Annotated in this window: 18 protein-coding genes and 1 pseudogene; 7 read left to right on the forward strand and 12 right to left on the reverse strand. The window is 64.3% G+C overall.

Going from position 1 to position 16,351, the window contains the following annotated elements:
* Positions 1-163: 163 nt before the first annotated feature.
* The 3 genes from BAMB_RS08115 (at position 164) to BAMB_RS08120 (ending at position 1,255) form a co-directional block, all read left to right on the forward strand.
* The gene (locus tag BAMB_RS08115) at positions 164-535 is read left to right on the forward strand and encodes a GFA family protein (protein ID WP_011656893.1); all 372 of its coding nucleotides are present in this window, start codon (positions 164-166) and stop codon (positions 533-535) included.
* Positions 532-672 carry a hypothetical protein gene (locus BAMB_RS35235; RefSeq protein WP_164714822.1) on the forward strand — a complete coding sequence of 47 codons (141 nt, stop codon included), beginning with the start codon at positions 532-534 and terminating at the stop codon, positions 670-672. Before BAMB_RS08115 ends, BAMB_RS35235 begins: the two co-directional genes overlap by 4 nt.
* Before the next feature lie 127 nt (positions 673-799).
* Positions 800-1,255: a MarR family winged helix-turn-helix transcriptional regulator gene (locus tag BAMB_RS08120; RefSeq protein WP_011656894.1), complete on the forward strand. Its 456-nt coding sequence runs from the start codon at positions 800-802 to the stop codon at positions 1,253-1,255.
* A gap of 103 nt (positions 1,256-1,358) precedes the next feature.
* On the opposite strand, the gene BAMB_RS08125 is transcribed toward BAMB_RS08120, so the two are convergent.
* From BAMB_RS08125 to BAMB_RS08145, 5 genes are all read right to left on the reverse strand, one after another.
* The gene (locus BAMB_RS08125) at positions 1,359-2,102 is read right to left on the reverse strand and encodes a GNAT family N-acetyltransferase (RefSeq protein ID WP_011656895.1); all 744 of its coding nucleotides are present in this window, start codon (positions 2,100-2,102) and stop codon (positions 1,359-1,361) included.
* Positions 2,103-2,242: 140 nt separating this feature from the next.
* Positions 2,243-2,572, reverse strand: coding sequence for a DUF4148 domain-containing protein (locus BAMB_RS08130; protein ID WP_011656896.1), 330 nt, complete (start codon positions 2,570-2,572; stop codon positions 2,243-2,245).
* A gap of 72 nt (positions 2,573-2,644) precedes the next feature.
* Entirely contained in the window at positions 2,645-2,971 is a 327-nt protein-coding gene (locus BAMB_RS08135) for a DUF4148 domain-containing protein (RefSeq protein ID WP_011656897.1), read from the reverse strand.
* Between the two features lie 67 nt (positions 2,972-3,038).
* Positions 3,039-3,458, reverse strand: a complete 420-nt coding sequence (locus tag BAMB_RS08140; RefSeq protein WP_006754192.1) for an organic hydroperoxide resistance protein — start codon at positions 3,456-3,458, stop codon at positions 3,039-3,041.
* A 273-nt stretch (positions 3,459-3,731) separates the two neighbouring features.
* Entirely contained in the window at positions 3,732-4,196 is a 465-nt protein-coding gene (locus tag BAMB_RS08145; protein WP_011656898.1) for a RidA family protein, read from the reverse strand.
* A 263-nt stretch (positions 4,197-4,459) separates the two neighbouring features.
* On the opposite strand from BAMB_RS08145, the gene BAMB_RS08150 reads away from it, so the two are divergent.
* The gene (locus BAMB_RS08150) at positions 4,460-5,392 is read left to right on the forward strand and encodes a LysR family transcriptional regulator (protein ID WP_011656899.1); all 933 of its coding nucleotides are present in this window, start codon (positions 4,460-4,462) and stop codon (positions 5,390-5,392) included.
* A gap of 91 nt (positions 5,393-5,483) precedes the next feature.
* Here the strand turns inward: BAMB_RS08150 and BAMB_RS08155 are convergent, their stop codons facing one another.
* From BAMB_RS08155 to BAMB_RS08165, 3 genes and pseudogenes are all read right to left on the reverse strand, one after another.
* Complete coding sequence (locus BAMB_RS08155; RefSeq protein ID WP_011656900.1) at positions 5,484-6,191, reverse strand: SDR family NAD(P)-dependent oxidoreductase; 708 nt, start codon at positions 6,189-6,191, stop codon at positions 5,484-5,486.
* 604 nt (positions 6,192-6,795) lie between these two features.
* Positions 6,796-7,182, reverse strand: a pseudogene (locus tag BAMB_RS08160) (phophatidylserine decarboxylase associated domain-containing protein); the annotation flags it as partial.
* Positions 7,183-7,689: 507 nt separating this feature from the next.
* Positions 7,690-9,009 carry an MFS transporter gene (locus BAMB_RS08165; RefSeq protein WP_011656904.1) on the reverse strand — a complete coding sequence of 440 codons (1,320 nt, stop codon included), beginning with the start codon at positions 9,007-9,009 and terminating at the stop codon, positions 7,690-7,692.
* Positions 9,010-9,241: 232 nt separating this feature from the next.
* On the opposite strand from BAMB_RS08165, the gene BAMB_RS08170 reads away from it, so the two are divergent.
* The 3 genes from BAMB_RS08170 to BAMB_RS08175 all read left to right on the forward strand — a co-directional run bounded on the left by BAMB_RS08170 (position 9,242) and on the right by BAMB_RS08175 (position 11,398).
* Positions 9,242-10,180: a LysR family transcriptional regulator gene (locus tag BAMB_RS08170; protein WP_011656905.1), complete on the forward strand. Its 939-nt coding sequence runs from the start codon at positions 9,242-9,244 to the stop codon at positions 10,178-10,180.
* 26 nt (positions 10,181-10,206) lie between these two features.
* The gene (locus tag BAMB_RS35240) at positions 10,207-10,404 is read left to right on the forward strand and encodes a hypothetical protein (RefSeq protein ID WP_127456339.1); all 198 of its coding nucleotides are present in this window, start codon (positions 10,207-10,209) and stop codon (positions 10,402-10,404) included.
* A gap of 181 nt (positions 10,405-10,585) precedes the next feature.
* Positions 10,586-11,398, forward strand: a complete 813-nt coding sequence (locus BAMB_RS08175) for a helix-turn-helix transcriptional regulator (RefSeq protein WP_011656906.1) — start codon at positions 10,586-10,588, stop codon at positions 11,396-11,398.
* Here the strand turns inward: BAMB_RS08175 and BAMB_RS08180 are convergent.
* The 4 genes from BAMB_RS08180 to BAMB_RS08195 form a co-directional block, all read right to left on the reverse strand.
* Positions 11,377-12,753, reverse strand: a complete 1,377-nt coding sequence (locus tag BAMB_RS08180; RefSeq protein ID WP_011656907.1) for a DUF6687 family protein — start codon at positions 12,751-12,753, stop codon at positions 11,377-11,379. The two genes, BAMB_RS08175 and BAMB_RS08180, sit on opposite strands and share 22 nt — an antisense overlap.
* A gap of 217 nt (positions 12,754-12,970) precedes the next feature.
* Positions 12,971-14,374: an MFS transporter gene (locus BAMB_RS08185; RefSeq protein WP_011656908.1), complete on the reverse strand. Its 1,404-nt coding sequence runs from the start codon at positions 14,372-14,374 to the stop codon at positions 12,971-12,973.
* A gap of 38 nt (positions 14,375-14,412) precedes the next feature.
* The gene (locus BAMB_RS08190) at positions 14,413-15,270 is read right to left on the reverse strand and encodes a VOC family protein (RefSeq protein WP_011656909.1); all 858 of its coding nucleotides are present in this window, start codon (positions 15,268-15,270) and stop codon (positions 14,413-14,415) included.
* Positions 15,271-15,272: 2 nt separating this feature from the next.
* The gene (locus tag BAMB_RS08195; protein ID WP_041491171.1) at positions 15,273-16,331 is read right to left on the reverse strand and encodes a methyltransferase; all 1,059 of its coding nucleotides are present in this window, start codon (positions 16,329-16,331) and stop codon (positions 15,273-15,275) included.
* Between the last annotated feature and the right edge of the window lie 20 nt (positions 16,332-16,351).

Below are 16,351 nucleotides of genomic sequence, written 5' to 3' on the forward strand. Positions count from 1 at the left end.
GGGCGAATGCGCAGCGATGCCACCGCAATGCGCAATGCGCAACGCACGGCGCCGGCCACAAAATTGCAATGTTCTGTATCCGAGCGCCGCACGGATACAACGCGATACAAAGCATGGGCCCCGACCCGCTATAAAGCAGACATGATCTCCTGAGGAGCACGACATGTCTGCTACATGGTTCAACGGATCCTGCCATTGCGGCGCGGTGAAATTCGAAGTCCGGGCGGCGCTTGCGCCGGCGACCCGCTGCAACTGCAGCCTCTGCCGCCGTCGCGGCGCGCTGATGAGCCCGATGTTCGATGCAAGCGAACTGAAGATCGTCGCAGGCGAGAGCGCGTTGACCAGCTACCGGTTCAACACGCACACGGCACACCACTTTTTCTGCAGCCGGTGCGGGATCTACCCGTTCCACCAGACGCGCAAGGATCCCGCGTGCTGGCGGGTCAATCTCGGCTGCCTCGAGGGTGTCGATCCGTACGCGCTCGAAGCGACGGTCGCCGACGGTGCGAGCCTTTCCGTCGTGGAGGACGCATGAAACGCTGGCTGATGATCCTGCTGTTCGCCGCGGGCGGACTCGCGACCGAAATCGCCCATCCGGTGCAGTGTTCGCTGCTGTCGATCAGCCGGCAGCGGGTCGGCACCCGCCGGGGTCGGAACGACGGCCAAGGCTGAGCGCGGGGCGGGCGCCGCGCGTATCGCACGCTGTTGATCGGAAACGATAATCATGCTTCCGATAAGATCGCACGCGATATATAATCGGTTCATCTGCGACACGATCCCGTGTCGAGGGAGGACGCTCATGAAACCGACCGACGCACCATCGCCCGCCACGCCGAAACTGTCCGAGTTCCTGTGCTTTGCGATCTACTCGACGAACCTCGCGTTCGGCAAGGCATACAAGCCGATCTTGGAAGAGCTTGGCCTCACGTACACGCAATACATCACGATCATTGCGCTATGGGAGGAGGACAACCAGACGGTCGGGCAACTCGGCGAAAAGCTGTTCCTCGAATCGAACACGTTGACGCCGATCCTGAAGAAACTCGAGGCGATGGGCTATCTGGAGCGGCACCGCGATCCGTCGGACGAGCGCCAGGTGCTCGTGAGCCTGACGAAAGGCGGCCGCCGCGTGCGCGAGAAGGGGCTCGACATGGATCTCGTCGAAGCCACCGGGTTGAAGCCCGACGAATTCGCGAAGATGCAGAAGGCGATCGTCACGCTGCGCGGCAACCTGATCGATTCGATCGACGAATAGACACGAATAGACACGAGCCGGCGGCGCACCTGCCGCCGGCCATTGCCGAAATTTCCGCAATTTCCACAAACGTCCGGCGATCGCGGCCGCCGCGACCAGGCCGTTACGGCCGGCTCTCCGGCTGGCCCGTCCGGGTCTGCGCACGCTCAAGCACTAGCAAATGCATGTCGCGGCGCGTCACGAAGCCGAGTGCCCGATAGCGCTCGAGCGCGACGTGATTCGACGTGAGCACGTGCAGAAACGGCGTTTCCTCTCGCGCACGGATGGTCGCGATCAATGACCGGATCATTCCGGCAGCGAGCCCCTGGCCCCGAAACGCCGGATCCACGCACACGGCGCTGATCTCCGCATGACCGCTGGCTCTGAGCCGCTGACCCGTCATCGCGACGAGCCGGCCCTGCCTGCGCACGCCGATATAACCGCCGAATTCGATCGTGCGCGGGCCGAACGGGCCGGGTTCCGTCGCCGCGATCAGCGCGAGCATCTCCGGCACGTCGGCTTCGGTCAGCGGCACATGCTCCGAAGGCTCTGTGTCGTCGAGCGTTCCCTGCCAGATCATCTGATGCAGCGTCGCGCGCCGGACCACCGAAAGACCGGCCGGTGTCGGAATCTCGTCCGGCGAGAACAGCGCCGCCGGCCCGTATGCGTCGATCAGTCCGTGCAACGCGTCGAACGCGGCCGGGCTGCGGTCGGCCATGCCGGCAAACGGCGCGAGCGCCGGCGGAAACCGCCGCGCACGCGCGTCGCCGAGCGCAAAACGGTGCTGCTCGCCCGCGAGCGCATGCCACACGACGTTGTCGAGCGGATGCGATCCGCCTTCTTCGTGTCCCGCCGTTGCTTCCCGCATCGCGTGCTCCTTGATTGAACGCTGTCCGCCGCACAGCATAGACGCGATCGGTCACGCAGGTTGCAGGCAAACAAAAAGCGCACGCGATTACATCGCATGCGCTTTATTTGACGGGCGGTATCGCCGATTTCGTCGTGAGTTCAATGTCCGAAATAGATCGAGCGCTCGGCCATACGAATCGTGCTGCGACCGCCGGATTGCGTCGCGCCGTCGGCGTTGCTGCCATAACTGGCTGCCTGCGTGTCGGCCGCCGTCGCGCCATTGTCGCGAACCCGCTTCAGCGCGGCCTGCAGGTTGTCCGGATAGTTCGGATCGTTCGGGCGATTCGGCAGATAGCCGGCCTGCTGGAGCGCGGCCAGCTCCGCCCGCACCTGCGCGCGCGTCACGGTGGTTTCGGCGGCGAAAACCGGTGCGGCAACGGAAGCCGACACGGCGACGAGCAGGGCTGCAATCAGTTGAGTCTTCATCATTCACCTCGATGGAAAAGAGCGTATTCAGGGTTGTCCGGGTACGCCGGCAATCAATGTCGGTCGCGGTTTCGTTCAATGGCCGAAGTAGATCGAACGCTCGGCGACACGCGTGACGGCACGGCTGCCCGACTGCGTGACGGCTGCGGCGTCGCTGCCATAACCGGACGTCGCCGTATCGGCCGCGACGGCGTCGTTCGCGTGGATACGCGTGAGCGCGGCCTGCAGGTCGTCCGGATAGTGCGGATCGTTTGCGCGGCCCGGCGCATAGCCGGCCTGCTGAAGCTGGACGAGTTCGGCACGCACTTGTGCACGCGTCACGACGGCTTCACTGGCAAAGGCCGGGGCGGCAACGGCGGCGGACACGGCAACGAGAAGGGCAGCGATCAGTTGAATTTTCATCATTTACCTCGACAGGAATAGGGTGGGTGATTCGTGAAGGCGGCGCCTGACCGCCCGATGCAATGCATCAGACGATGCGGATTTCGACATCGATGTTGCCGCGCGTCGCCTTCGAATACGGGCAGGTCTGATGTGCGGTATCGACGATGTGCTGCACGACGTCGCGATCGAGCCCCGGCACGCTCACGTTCAGGCGGGCCTGCAGGAAGTACGCGTTGCCGCCCATGCCCAGGTCCACTTCGGTGTCCACCGCGAGATCGGCCGGCAGCGTCACCTTCGCCGCGCGCGCCGCAAGCTGCATCGCGCCGATGAAGCAGGCCGACCAGCCGGCCGCGAACAGTTGTTCCGGGTTGGTGCCGGTGCCGGCGCTGCCCGGCGACGACAGCTGGATGTCCAGGCGGCCGTCGGAACTGCGCGCCGCGCCGTCGCGGCCGCCGGAAGTCGTGTGCGTCTTGCCCGTGTACAGCACCTTTTCGATCTTGCTCATCATTCACTCCGTCAGGTTTGAAGGTTTTTTCAGATGCGATTCGATCGCATGCGACGCAGTTTCGTGGAGACGCCGATTCACGTCAAGCGGATTCGATTAAATCGCGTGCGATATTTTGTATTTCAATGTATCTGGATCGCGTCGGGCCTTGCCGGGCAAGGCTTTTCGGTGATCCACCCCTTATATTGAAAAGGCGATGCGAAGGGGGAAATTCGACAGCGGGCAGGGCAGACACGCGTCCCAATGGCCATCGACTTGGCAGTGGCAACGCCGTTACGCCGGACGGATTTCGGCGATTACGACCAGGATCACGGCAGCGTCCGCAGGCAACTGGCGCTGGGAAAAGGCCGAGCGAGCGTGCCCGGCCTTGTCGCCCAGCACTGCGGCGAACAGGTCGGAGGCGCCGTCGATCACGGCCGGCTGGCCGTAGAAGCCGTCGGCCGACGCGACGTGGCCCTCGACCCGCACGATGTGATGCAGTCGGTCGAACCCGCCCAGGTGCTTGCCGATCTGCGCGAGCACATTCAGCGCCGCGAGCTGCGCCGCGTGCCGACCGTCATCGACGCTCAATTGTTCGCCGACGCGGCCCGTATAGGCCACCTTGCCGTCGGCGAGCGGTAGTTGCCCGGACACGAACAACAGGTTGCCGGCTTCGCTGACGGCCGTATAGCTGCCGAGCGGTTGCGGTGGTTCGGGTAGCGTGAAGCCGAGTGCGGCCAATTTCTGTTCGATCGTCATCGCATGCTCCGTCGGGAATGGTTGAGGGTCTGTCAGTCACTCTAGTGAGGCGGTCGGCGCCGGTAAATATCGTTCGCGCAATTGATTTGGCACACGATGTAACGAATCGCGCGCGGCATCGAACGACGCGAACGCGTGCCGGCAAAGCGGCCCGGTGCCGCCCGCCGCATTCGCCGGTTCGCTGGTTTGCCGCCGGGGATTCATGCACACTCGTTGCTTCGACATCCCGCGACACAAGCACCGGACACCGCTGGAGCCGCTTCATGCAACGAAAATTCGACGACCTCCTGCTCGGCAGCATCGAGCTGTTCTGCCTGGCAGCCGAACTCGGCAGCTTCACGCTCGCCGCGACGGCCGCGAGCGTCACGCCGGCCGCCGTCAGCCGGTCGGTCGCGCGGCTCGAGGAGCGTCTCGGCGTACGCCTGTTCGTCCGGACCACGCGGCAAATCCGCCTGACCGATTCCGGACGGCGCTACTTCGAGCAATGCCGTGATGCGCTGTCTCAGCTCGTCGACGCGGAGCGCGAGGCAACGGGCCAGCAGGCAACGCCGGCGGGGGTGCTGCGCATCAGCATGCCGACGCCGTACGGACACTATCGGGTGCTGCCGCTGCTGCCCGCGTTTCGCGAGCGCTACCCGGACGTATGCGTCGAAACGCATCTGAGCAACCGCAACATCGACTTCGCCGAGGAAGGTTTCGACCTTGCGATCCGCGGCCGTGCGCCGGCGGATTCGAGCCTGGTCGCGCGCAAGCTGGAGGACGCTGAACTCGTCGTCGTCGCGACGCCCGGCTACCTGAAGCGCGCCGGCGTGCCGCGCGCCGTCGACGATCTGCACGCGCACGAATGCATCCAGTTCGAGCTCCCGAGCAGCGGGCGGCCGATTCCGTGGCTGTTCAACGACGGCGCGGCAGAAATTGAAATCGCGACGACCGGCGGCTACGGCACGTCGGGCGACGTCCTCGCAGGCGTCACGCTCGCGCGCAGCGGTGCAGGCCTGTTCCAGACCTACCGCTTCATCGTCGAACGGGATCTGCGGGAGGGCACGCTCGCGGAGGTGCTGTCCGGTCAGGGCGGGCGGTCGCGGCCGTTCATGCTGCTGTATCCACATGCACGCTATCTGTCGTCACGCGTGCGCGTCTTCGTCGACTTTCTCGTCGAACATCTCGAGCAGGCGCCCGACAAGCGCAAGCGCTAGCCGCGTGCGGCCGGTGCGCGGACGGCGCGGCTGAGCCGGTAGCGGGCCGGCGCGCGCCATCCGCGCCGGCCTTTCTCACTACTTTGCCCGCTCAGTGCCCGGCGCTCTGGCCGCCGTCCACGTGCAGGATCTCGCCGGTGACGAACGGCGCCGAATCGAGATACAGGATCGCGCCGACGATGTCGCTCATCTCGCCCATCCGGCCGACCGGATGCAGCGCTGCGAGCGTTGCATGCGTGTCGGGCGCATGCATCGGCGAGTTGATAATGCCGGGCGACACGGCGTTCACGCGGATGCCGGCCTTCGCATACTCGATCGCAAGCGACTTCGTCGCCGCATTGAGCCCGCCTTTCGTCAGCGATGCGAGTACCGATGGCACGTTGCTGTTCGCGTGGTCGATGAGGCTCGTCGTGATGCTGACCACGTGTCCGCCGCCATGCCGCTGTATCGCCGCGATCGCGCGCTGCGTGACGTGGAAGAAGCCGTCCAGGTTCACGCGGGTGATGGCCGCATAGTCGTCCGCGGTGTATTGCGTGAACGGCTTCGCGATGAACACGCCGGCGTTGTTGACGAGGGTGTCGACCCGACCGAAGCGCTCGATTGCGGTGTCGACCACGCGCCGCGAGACCGCCGGATCGCCGATGTCGCCCGCGACGGTGACGAGATCGGGATCGTCCGACGGCCCGATCGAACGGGACGTCGCGACCACCCGATGGCCCTGGGCGCGGAATGCGTTGACCGTTTCAGCACCGATGCCTCGCGATGCGCCGGTGACGATGATGACTTTGGACGTGCTCATGATATGCCTCGACAGGTGACTGGTTTTCGGCTTCAGTGCCGACCGGATCGATGAATCCGATGGACCAGACTCTAGGCGTGTCGGGCCGGAGTTCGAACACCCACCATGGAGCAACAGTCTTGCGTCGCGGGAACAAATGCGGGGAGGGTGGTGGCGGTCGCAGCGGCGATTCGCGCGGCGGCGGTGTTGGCGCAGGTGGATCGATGTGATTGTCGATGAGCCGGCAAGCGGGTGACGACGCGCGTCGAATCGTCGTGAATGCGGAGGTTTGCGCGGTCAAATGCGGCGAACGCCGCGCGCTGGTTTGTTCGCAACACCGCGGGCACTTCGCCAATTTATCGGTGCTATCTGGATAACTTTTCTTATCACGACGGCACGATTGCCTGGTCAAACTCGGGTGTCGCACGACGCGTGACAGGGGCTGCCGGCGCTGCAACGGCGCTGCGCGGGAGTTGACACTGGTCTTCGCAACACCAAGGTCGGTGACAACTTTAATTCGCGACGTGCAACCTCATGAATTTACGACGGTTTCGCCCTTCATCGCCGGCGCGAGGCGGCGAAGTGACATTTTTACTTCGCAAAAGGTGACTACTTTAATTTGGTCTACGGCATGGCCCGACGGCATGCACATCGGCCAGTCGAAGAACGCATTCAGCGGGCACACGATCAGGCTTTCCTCGCTGAACGGCGGCGTGTAGGTCATCAGATGATCGAGTACGGTCATCAGCTCGCCGATCGATGCGTAGCCGAGCCGGTATCCCGCTTCGCGCGCTTCGTCGATCGCGCGGGTCCGGCTCATGCGCAGCACGGCGTTGTCGTCGAACAGCCGCGCGAGTTCCTGCACGGCCGGCGTGCGCAGGCGCTCGCCGGCATGCGCGCGCGCTTCGGCCGCGATTTTTTCGCGGAACGCGGCCATGTGCGCTTCCTCGCTGGCCATCCATCCGCCGAGGCGGCGGCGTGTGGCGGGCGGCGTGTTGCGATTCGTCGGCATCGTCTCCTCCGGAACGGTTAGCGGGCGAAGCGAGAGAGCAAGACGCTTGCCCGGCGCGCGGCATCGAAATTGCTGCGTTCGGGCGACCGGTTTCCCTCGATGACTCAGGAGAAAAGAATGGCTACAGCTTCGAACGCACGACAGACGAACGACGCGGGATCGACGGACGAACGCCGCCGCGACGGCCAGCGAACCGTGACGCCGACGCGCACGCGGTTACGGGGGCCCGCGGCGGTCTCGCAAGTGGGCTCGCGCCGAGCCGAACGTGGCGGCAGCGACGGGAACGGGCCGGTGACGCCGACCAGCGCAGAAGAGGCCGGGAAACCGCTATGGGAGGACGACAGCGGCGAGATGCCGCCGGAAGAGTGGTCGTGAGGTCGTAGAGGGCGCCGCATCGATGCGTCATGGCCAATGCGAATGCCCGGATTGCCGCGCCCTCGTTGCCGTTATGACACACGGCGCTCGCTTGCGCGCGTTCGTTGATATAACGAACGCGCGTGGGTCCGCCTACATGACGACCGACTGCGCCTGCGGATGCATGGGCGCCGCGCGCCGCATGAGGGTGAGCATCACCGCGCCGAGGAGTGCGGTAAAAGCGAGGCCCAGCATGCCGGCGTGCGGGTTCGCGAATGCCTGTTCGGCCCACGTCTTGAGATTCGGCGCGACGAAGCCGCCGACGTTGCCGAGCGAGTTGATCAGTGCGATGCCACCGGCCGCCGCCACGCCCCCGAGATAGTTGGTCGGCAGGCTCCAGTACAGCGGCTGCACGGAGACAAAGCCGCTCGCCGCGAAACAGAACGCGACGATTACCGGCACCAGGCTCGACAAGAATGTCGACGCCGCGATCCCGCAGCCGGCGCAAACGAGCATCAGCGCAGCCAGCCTGCGATGCTCGCCGGTACGGTCGGCCACGCGTGTCGTCCACCGCGTCACGGCCAGCGAGCACAGCCACGGTATGGCGGTAATCAGCCCCACGCTCAGATCGACCTTGCCGCCGTGGAGTTCGGCAATACGGGTCGGCAGATAGAAGACCACGCCGTACACGCTCATCTGTACCGTGAAATACACGAGACAGAACGCCGCGAGTCGCGGGCTGCCGAACAGGTCGCGCAAGGTAGCTGGACCATGGCCCAGCTTGGCGGCATCTTCCTGCGACAACGCGTCGAGCAACGCACGGCGTTCGTCGTCGACGAGCCAGCCGGCTTGCGCGGGGCCGTCGTCCAGATAGAAGAATGCGATCACGCCGACGATCGATGCGAGCAGCCCTTCGATAACGAACATTCCTTGCCAGGGTTCGAGCGCAAGCGGGGCTTGAAGTCCGAGCAGAAAGCCCGACAGCGGGCCGCCCAGCACCAGCGCGAGCGGCAGGCCGAAGTAGAACACGCCCATTGCCTGCGCACGCACGTGTCTGGGAAACCAGTAGGTGAGATAGAGGATGACCCCGGGAAAGAAGCCCGCCTCGGCGGCGCCGAGCAGCACGCGCAGCGCATAGAACGTCGTGGCGTCGTGCGCGAATGCCATTGACGCCGACACCAGCCCCCACGTCACCATGATGCGCGACATCCACAGCCGCGCGCCGAAACGGTGCAGCGCGAGATTGCTCGGCACTTCGAACAGGGCGTAGCTGATAAAGAAGATTCCTGCGCCGAACGCGAATGCGCCATTCGACAAACCCGTGTCCGCCTGTAGCGCCTCCTTGGCGAAGCCGACGTTGGCGCGATCGATGAACGCGATCACGTACATCAGCACGAGAAACGGCAGCAGGCGCCTGAGGCACTTGCGGATGGCGGTGGTGCACGCGGGCGTCGTGGCCGGGCTGGAAGGCATGTAACGAGTCTCCGGATGCGTGTCGCGAGGCGGAGGTCATACCCCGCGGCGACAGCGATGTCTTTGTACGAAACCGGCGTGGCGCCGGCTTCGGACGAATATAGGAGCCGGCATCGATAATATCCATTGACGTTTTTCTATGCCTCGATAACTATTTTTGATATCCCGGCGAACGCCCCCCAACGTTCTTCCTTCATCGTTGGCAGCCAGTTCCTTTCCTTTCGAGCGTTCCATGATCCCGCCCGCATCCACTCTTCGAAGCCGCCTGAAGATGCAGCATCTGCGCTTGCTGCTGTCGATCGAGGAGCGCGGTTCGTTGCGCCAGGCGGCGGACGCGCTTTCGCTATCGCAGCCGGCGGTGACGAAGATGCTTCAGGACATGGAAGCGCTGCTGGGCGTCACGTTGTTCGAGCGGCATCTTCGCGGACTTCGACCCACACGCTTCGGCATGGCGGTCACGCGCTACGCGAACCTCGTCTTCTCGGACCTGGCCAATCTGCATGACGAACTGGTGTCGCTTGAAACGGGCAGGATCGGCAAGGTGCGCATCGGTGCGGTCATGGCTCCGACACCGGTGCTGATGGCGGAAGTGATCCGCCGGCTCAAGCGCGATCATCCCGGGCTCAACATGACAGTTCACGTCGATACCAGCGACATGCTCGTGCCGATGCTCGAGCGCGATCAACTCGATCTGGTGCTCGGGCGCGTGCCGGAAGGCTGGGATGCCAGTCATTTGACCTTCGAGCAACTGGGTGACGAGCGGCTTGCTGTCGTGGTGGGATGCGATCACCCGTTGGCGAAGCGGACTGATCCCACGTTCGGTGAGCTGGCCACTTACCCGTGGATTCTTCAACCGCGTCCGAGCCCGATGCGTGCATTGATCGATCGTTCGTTCGAGGAGGCGGGCGTCACGGCGCCGCAGAGCACCATCGAAACCGCGGCGATCCTGATGACGACCTCATTGTTGACCGGCAGCGATCTGGTTGCCGTTGTCCCGATGGCGGTCGCGACGTTTCACGCGAGCATGGGCCTGCTGCACATCCTGCCCGTACCGCTGCCGCGCAAGCTCGACCCGTACGGCATCGTCACGCGCCTGGGTCGTCCACCGAGCGCGTCGATGACGTTGTTCGTCGACGTGTTGCGGGCGGTGGTCGAGGAGGGCGGCCAGTAGTAGAGGGGGATCAGGCTATATCGGCGTTGATGATCAATGACACGGGCTATCTCCGGGGCGAGCACGATATCGCCGCGCGCGAATTGAGCGATGTCGTGATGGGGTGCGTTGCGCCCGCACTCGCCGACGCGTATCGCGCTAACGCCGGGCGAATGAAAATTGAAATAGTGAATTCCGCTTTATCAAGCAGGAATAGCGCATCCGGTGCGCAATTTGACGACTGATTTGCCCTACACTTCGAACCAGACGGCGCGATCGTTGCGTTACGCATGCGTGATCGTTCTCTTGCGTGGCTCTCCTGAACGGCGATCGGTCGAGCAGTGGAGGAGACGTTTTCGTGTGCTCGCCTGTTGCGCATGCAACGAAGGCGCATGCGCGGCACAAAAATTCCCATCGGAGGTGAGCATGACCTGCTTCGTTGACCAACTGAAGTCGATTTTCGATCATTATCCGGGCCTCTGGGGTTGCAAGGACGACACGTCTCGATTCATTCACGTCAACGACGCGTTCGCGAAAGTAGTTGGCATAGACGATGCCCGTGAGCTTGGGGGAAAGTCCGCATCCGACCTGCCGTGCAGGTCGTCGAGTTGCGCGGCCCAATTCCATGCCCAGGATCGTGAGGTGTGCGAAACCGGCCGCGCGATCAAGGTGCTCGACATTCATCCGTACGCGGAGGACGTCTGGATGGCATTCGTCTTCACGAAGATTCCACTGGTCGATCGAAATGAACAAATTGTCGGCACGATCTTTCATGCGGAAGCGTTGTCGCAGATCGACATGATCACGCTCGGTCGCGTGATCGGCGATTCGTATGCAGGCAAGAAAATCGGCAGTCTCGTCCAGCAGGGCTCGTATCGGATCGGCTCGCCAAAGGATGCGCTCGATCTCACCGAGCGCGAGCGGCAGGTGTTGTTCTTCCTTGCGCGCAACAAGATGGCGAAGGATATCGCGAACATTCTCGAACTATCGGTGCGCACGATCGAGCAATACATCGACAATCTGCGCTGCAAGTTCTCTGCGTCAAGCAAGAACGAATTGATCGAACTTGCCGCGAGCGCGGGGTATTGCAATCGGATTCCGCAGTCGTTGCTGCGCAACCAGTTGTCGATCGTGATCGAGCGCGGCGAGCCGCGAACGCGTGCCGAGGCGTGCGGGCCCGCGGATGACCCGCGATCGTCGCAATGCACGAGAGCGAGCTATGAACTTTCGTTCGAATGAGGCATCGGCTCCCATGCGGCAGGGGCGACCGAGAGCAACTGCTTCAGTTCGATCACGATCGCCTCCGCGGGTATGCCGCTCGCTTGTACGTCGTCGTGGCCGAGCCTCGGCATGATGTGCTGCACGCCGTCGTATTGCCAGCGACAAGCATGCGGCTCGGCTGCCTGCAGCGCGCGTGTGAGGATCGATAGATCGCGCCGAGGTCGCGGCTGTGCCGACACGCGTTCTACCCAGCCTTCGTAGCGCTGGTGCACGACGACGTCGCCGTGCGCGACGATCGCGAGCGTCGACAGCGGCGTGCGATTGTGAAAGGCGATTGGCGACAGACCGAAATAGCGCTGTGACGCGCATCCGCGCGGCGCGTGGGCGTCGGGCAGCCGAAACACCGCGAGATCGAGCGATGGATGCTGCTCAAGCGTCGCATCGGGATGATCGAGCAGTGTGTCGGTCGCCACGTGGTGCCGATCGGCGTCACGCCACAGCGCGTCAGGCAGAAAAGGCGCGTCGAGCAAATCGCGCAACGCGGGCAGCAGCGTGCGGAAGAGCTGCGCAATGCGTGTGCTGTCGTCGTATGGTGCGCCGAATTCGTGCGCCGTGCGTGCGACGATGGCGTTCAGCGCGAGCGCGAGCCGCCTCGCCTCATCCGAGCGGCCGCGCGCGAAGTCGCCGAACCGGGCCACATCGACGAGCAGTGCCCGGTGTCGCAGCGCATGATCGGGCGCGATCAGGCCGTATACCGACGCGAGGCCGTCGAGATCGAAGTGATCGGTGGTCACGTAGCGCACGTCCGGATCGTCGATCTTTTCTCGCGCGAAGCGCAGCACGCTTTCGGTCGACAGGTTCGCCTTGTAGTAGGTGGGCGTGCGGTTCGCCGGCCAGTGCGACAGCGTAAGTCGCGTTGCCGCATTGTGCGCGGCGTCCGCCGCGATGTTCGGCAAGTCGCGCGCGTGCTCGAACGGCAGGAACGCGAGCCGGCTATCGGATGAAAGGCAGACCGCGTCCATTCGCGACGGCGGCGTGGTGGTTCGTAACAGGCTCGCGGATCCGGCCGCGGACGCGAGTGCGTCAAGGCGGGCTGTGTTGGTCGAGGCGTCGCGCAGCGCGAGTTCGCCATGGCCGCCGAAGTCGTAATGGAGCGTGCCGAGATTGCGGCGGCGCAGGTCGCATGGATTACCGTCGCGCGTGTGCGCGCCGTTGCCTGCGATCAGGTTTTGCAGGTCGATGAACCGATTGTCGCGAATCGCGATGACGCGGCCCGCGAGCAGTCGCAATTCGAAGCCGGCGAGCCGAGCCGCAACGTCGTCGTCGAGCTGCACGGAGCGATCGCCGTCGTAGAGCGGACGCAGAATCGTCATCGCACGGATTCCGTCGAATGCGGTTGTCGTGCCGAGGTGGGACGACAGATCGGCGGCGATCGACCAGATAAAGAGCGTGCACGCGGCGAAGCCGGTCGCGCCGACGTCAACGCTTTGAACGAATCGAGGCCGATCAGCGGGCTTGTTCTGTTCATCATGCAGGTCCTCCAGTCCAGGCGAGGCTGGACAACGTGTGCTCCATTTGGTGTCGGTGCGCTCATCGGGTGCGCACGCGACGCGCGACAAGTGCCGCGAGCACGGGTGCCGTTGCAAACACCGCGAACAGCCACACGGCTGCATGCTGTGCACCGACGAGGCCGCCCGGCTCAGAGAAGCCCGCGAGATTGGCGACGAGGCCCGCGAGCGCGGAGCCGATCGCGGTGGCGTAGAGCTGGACGGTCGTGATCGAGATCGACGCGAGGTCTTCCTGGCCCGCTGGCGCGTTCGTCAGCACCTGCGTGAGCAGGTGCGGCCAGCCGATGCCGATGCCTACGCCCACCGCTGCGAGCGCCGCGCACAGCGCCGCGAGGCCGGGGCCGCCGGCGAGCAGACGCTGTGGTGGCATGACGATCGCGAGCGTGACGAGCGCAATCACGACGACGAGCGGCCCGCTACGCACGAGCGCCTGCACGGCGGCCGGGCTGCGCCCCGAACTGACGAGCGAGCCGACGGTCCAGCCGGCGGCCATCAGTGCGGTTAGATAACCGGCGGCGAGCGGCGGATAGCCATGGATGGTTTGCAGGAAATACGGCACGAAGATTTCGGTCGTCATCCCGACGACGAGCAGGCTCATGCACGCGTATATCGCGCCGAGTGGTGCGCGTATGTCATACGCGCCCGTGGGCAACAGCCGGGTCGTCGCGCCGCGCTCGAGTCGTGCGATCAGCAGCGCGATCGCGAGGCCGGCGCCGACACCCACGACGTTCCCGATAATCTCCCTGGACAGGCTCGCGACCGACACGACGAGCACTGACGCCGCGAGCAGCAGAATCTTGCCGATCGCAGGTCGCGCGGCCGGCACGCCCGATACCTCGTGTGCGGGCAACTGGACGATCACGATCAGCGCGAGCACGGCGGCGACCGGCAAGAGCGCGATAAACGCGAGCCGCCACGTGCCCGATTGCGCAAAGATGCCGCCGATTGCGGGCCCGCACAGCGTTGCCACGCCCCACATGCCGGACACCATCGCCATCGCGCGCGACCAAAGCCGCTCGTCGAACACGACGCGAATCAGTGCGTAGCTGAGCGCGAACAGAATGCCGCCGCCGAGGCCCTGCGCGGCGCGGCCTGCCAGCATCCATGGCATGTCCTTTGCGCTGGCGCACGCGAGCGTACCCGCACAGAACACGATAAGCGCGACGAGATAGGCCGTGCGCGGTCCGAATCGGCTTAGCACGGTTGCGGACAACGGCGCACCGATGATCGAGGCAGCCATGAAGAGCGTGGTGTTCCATGCGTAATACTCGAGACCACCAATGTCGCGCACGACCGAGGGCAGGATCGTCGTCGCGATGTAGATGTTGATCGCATGCAGCGCGACTCCGCCTGCGAGCGCGATCGAGCGCAAGCCGTTGCGCCCGGACAGGAGCTCTCCCCACGAGGGGGCGGTAATGGAATTCATAGGCTATCTCGTCGGTTGCTGGGTTCGGTGTGTCAGGATCACGGCAGATGTTGCGAGATCAGTTGCGGATTGCTCTCGAGCATCTCGATCTCCGGCGAATAGACTTCGATCTCGAGCCCGTCAGGATCCTGGAAATAGAACGCGGTGCGCACGCGATCGGGGCCCACGTGATAGCCGGGCGCAGGCCCGTTGCCTTTGACGACCCGGATACCGCCACCCGCCTCGACGCGCGCGGCGATCGTCTTCACGCCTTCCGGGTCGGCACGCACGCCGATGTGATAGCCAGGCGGGTAGGCAACGGTATTCGCCTGCTCGATGAACAGATCGAAGCCGTTCAGTTCCATGACGACCTTCTTCGGACCGAGGTTGTAACAATAGGATGCTCCGAGGATTCGGCGGTAGAAGTCGACCGACCGGGTCAGGTCGCGCGCGAGGATGTTGACGTGGTTTACGCGCAGCTCGAGCGGACGGCATTGTTCGGCCGCATCACGTAGCCGGCGCCACATCTTGATGCATGCGGTAAACGTCGCGAAGCTCGCGAGCCAGTCTCGCGCGACCTCGGGCGACGCATCGGCTGTCTTCAGCACGAGCGCGAACGGATAGCAGAATGCACCCACATTGCTTCCGGGCCAGATCGCCGGCGCCTCAGCCGCATGGCCGGTCGCATCGATGCGAATCTGGGCGGCCGCCGTTCGGCCGGCCGGGCGGCCGCACTCGCTGTGTGCTGCGGTCGATGCCGAGCGCGACAGCATGAACACGCCGTCGGGCACGCAGCCATCTGTCTGCGGCGGGCGCAGCGAATAGCCGGCTGCCGTGCATTGTGCGGAAAGCGTGCATGTGAGCCGCTCCGCATCCGCGGCCGAGGCGTCGAGATTGATCAGTTCGAAAACGAGCATGGTTAGGCCTCACTGGCGGGACGTTCACCGATGAGTAGCGTGTAGCGGCCGATCGACTGCTCGCTGACGACGAGCCCGTTGTCGCGCACGATGCTGGAGATCCACGGTGTCGGATGCAACTCGCCGTGATTGGTGTTCACCAGCATATGCAGTGAAAAATCGGCGGATAGCGCAGGCGTGACGCGGTCGTCGTGCATCGTCATCGTGAGAATCAACAGTGCGCCACCCGGCTTCACCAGGCCAGCCGCATGGCCGATTACCACACGTGCCTCCCGGTCGTCGAAGTAGTGCAGGCAATCGTTGAGCATCGCGACATCCGCCATAGCGCCGTCGAAACTACGCGTATCAAGCAGGTTTTTCTCGAAAAACTCGATGCGGTCGCCAAGGCCGTAAGCGTGGATGGTCTTGTGCGCAGCGTCGCGCGTCGTCGGCAGATCCCAGATCTGGCCCGTCAACTGCGCGTGGCGGCGCAGCACGTGTGCGAGATACGTGCCGTGGCCGCCCCCGAGATCGACTACGGTGCGCGCCTGCGCGAATACCCCGAGCTCGCTCACGACATCGACCATCGGCTGGCTCAGGCGCACCATCGCATCGTTGAACGCTTCGCGTGCGCGCGTGTCATGCGCGAACCGGCTCTCCTGCTGAAACGCGAGCGGCATGTCGCTGCGCAGGATTTCCCCGAGGCGCGGCCAGTTGTCCCATTGCAACTGCTGGTGCTCGAGGATCGGGCCGATATAGTCCGCGCTCGCGGTTGTCAGATAGCGCGTGGTTAGCGCCGTGTTGCGAAACGCGTCGTTGTCCTTCGTCAGCAGGCCGAGCGCAACGAGTGCGTGCAGCAGGATTGCTGCCTTGCCCTCGACGAGGCCGAGACTCGCTGCGACTTCGGCTGACGTGCTGCTCACTTGCGTGAGATCGAACAGCTTGTCGGCGACGGCGTAATGCAGGATCGCAGATTGTCGGTATTGATCGGACAGTTTTACCAGATCGGCGGCCGAATTCAATGTCGATGGCGTCTGGTCTTCGGTCGAATCGTAGATGGTCTCCACTGCGGGCACGTCCATTGCTGTCCTCGGTTGATGGG

This window comes from Burkholderia ambifaria AMMD (assembly GCF_000203915.1).
Lineage (GTDB): Bacteria > Pseudomonadota > Gammaproteobacteria > Burkholderiales > Burkholderiaceae > Burkholderia > Burkholderia ambifaria.

What these genes read in the sequence shown, in the direction of transcription:
- BAMB_RS08120 (WP_011656894.1), top strand. Translation starts at nt 800, where the DNA reads ATGAAACCGACCGACGCACCATCGCCCGCCACGCCGAAACTGTCCGAG.
- BAMB_RS35235 (WP_164714822.1), top strand. Translation starts at nt 532, where the DNA reads ATGAAACGCTGGCTGATGATCCTGCTGTTCGCCGCGGGCGGACTCGCG.
- BAMB_RS08190 (WP_011656909.1), bottom strand. Translation starts at nt 15,270, where the DNA reads ATGCTCGTTTTCGAACTGATCAATCTCGACGCCTCGGCCGCGGATGCG.
- BAMB_RS08115 (WP_011656893.1), top strand. Translation starts at nt 164, where the DNA reads ATGTCTGCTACATGGTTCAACGGATCCTGCCATTGCGGCGCGGTGAAA.
- BAMB_RS08125 (WP_011656895.1), bottom strand. Translation starts at nt 2,102, where the DNA reads ATGCGGGAAGCAACGGCGGGACACGAAGAAGGCGGATCGCATCCGCTC.
- BAMB_RS08175 (WP_011656906.1), top strand. Translation starts at nt 10,586, where the DNA reads ATGACCTGCTTCGTTGACCAACTGAAGTCGATTTTCGATCATTATCCG.
- BAMB_RS08165 (WP_011656904.1), bottom strand. Translation starts at nt 9,009, where the DNA reads ATGCCTTCCAGCCCGGCCACGACGCCCGCGTGCACCACCGCCATCCGC.
- BAMB_RS08130 (WP_011656896.1), bottom strand. Translation starts at nt 2,572, where the DNA reads ATGATGAAGACTCAACTGATTGCAGCCCTGCTCGTCGCCGTGTCGGCT.
- BAMB_RS08145 (WP_011656898.1), bottom strand. Translation starts at nt 4,196, where the DNA reads ATGACGATCGAACAGAAATTGGCCGCACTCGGCTTCACGCTACCCGAA.
- BAMB_RS08170 (WP_011656905.1), top strand. Translation starts at nt 9,242, where the DNA reads ATGATCCCGCCCGCATCCACTCTTCGAAGCCGCCTGAAGATGCAGCAT.
- BAMB_RS08195 (WP_041491171.1), bottom strand. Translation starts at nt 16,331, where the DNA reads ATGGACGTGCCCGCAGTGGAGACCATCTACGATTCGACCGAAGACCAG.
- BAMB_RS08150 (WP_011656899.1), top strand. Translation starts at nt 4,460, where the DNA reads ATGCAACGAAAATTCGACGACCTCCTGCTCGGCAGCATCGAGCTGTTC.
- BAMB_RS08185 (WP_011656908.1), bottom strand. Translation starts at nt 14,374, where the DNA reads ATGAATTCCATTACCGCCCCCTCGTGGGGAGAGCTCCTGTCCGGGCGC.
- BAMB_RS08180 (WP_011656907.1), bottom strand. Translation starts at nt 12,753, where the DNA reads ATGACGATTCTGCGTCCGCTCTACGACGGCGATCGCTCCGTGCAGCTC.
- BAMB_RS08135 (WP_011656897.1), bottom strand. Translation starts at nt 2,971, where the DNA reads ATGAAAATTCAACTGATCGCTGCCCTTCTCGTTGCCGTGTCCGCCGCC.
- BAMB_RS08155 (WP_011656900.1), bottom strand. Translation starts at nt 6,191, where the DNA reads ATGAGCACGTCCAAAGTCATCATCGTCACCGGCGCATCGCGAGGCATC.
- BAMB_RS08140 (WP_006754192.1), bottom strand. Translation starts at nt 3,458, where the DNA reads ATGAGCAAGATCGAAAAGGTGCTGTACACGGGCAAGACGCACACGACT.